The sequence below is a fragment of the Muricoccus vinaceus genome, assembly GCF_042433125.1.
Classification (GTDB): domain Bacteria; phylum Pseudomonadota; class Alphaproteobacteria; order Acetobacterales; family Acetobacteraceae; genus Roseomonas; species Roseomonas vinacea.
On record NZ_JBHLVZ010000145.1, the window covers coordinates 1 to 525 of the forward strand.

1 protein-coding gene is annotated in these 525 nt (G+C 67.6%); it reads right to left on the minus strand.

Annotated elements, in window-relative coordinates; all coding sequences use genetic code 11:
• The coding region (locus tag ACFFIC_RS30020) for a ferredoxin--NADP reductase (RefSeq protein ID WP_377057285.1) at positions 1 to 525 on the minus strand (525 nt) is incomplete at both ends.

Sequence of the window (525 nt, forward strand, 5' to 3'; positions counted from 1 at the left end):
CTCCGTGATGCGGCCGCGGGTGGGGAACTCCTCGCGCGTGACGCTCGGGTAATACACCAGCTTGTCGCGGACCATCTCGCCCAGAAGCTCGTGCTGCGGCAGGTCCTGGGTGATGTAGTCGCGGTAGGCGAGCTCCTTCACCTCCCGGACGGTGTGGGTCACGATGACCTTCTCGAACCGGTCATAGGCCGCGGGCTCGCGGATCAGGGCCATGAAGGGGGCGAGGCCGGTGCCGGTGGACAGGAACCACAGGTTCCGGCCGGGCAGCAGGTTGTCCAGCAGCAGGGTGCCCACGGGCTTGCGGCCGATCAGCACCTCGTCCCCCACCACGATGTTCTGCAGGCGGGAGGTCAGCGGCCCGTCCGGCACCTTGATCGAGAGGAACTCCAGCGTTTCGTCCCACGGAGGCGAGGCCATGGAATAGGCCCGGACCAGCGGCTTGCCGTTCACCATCAGCCCGATCATCGCGAACTGCCCGGCCTCGAAGCGGAAGCCCGGGTCGCGCGTGCAGCGGAAGGAGAAGAG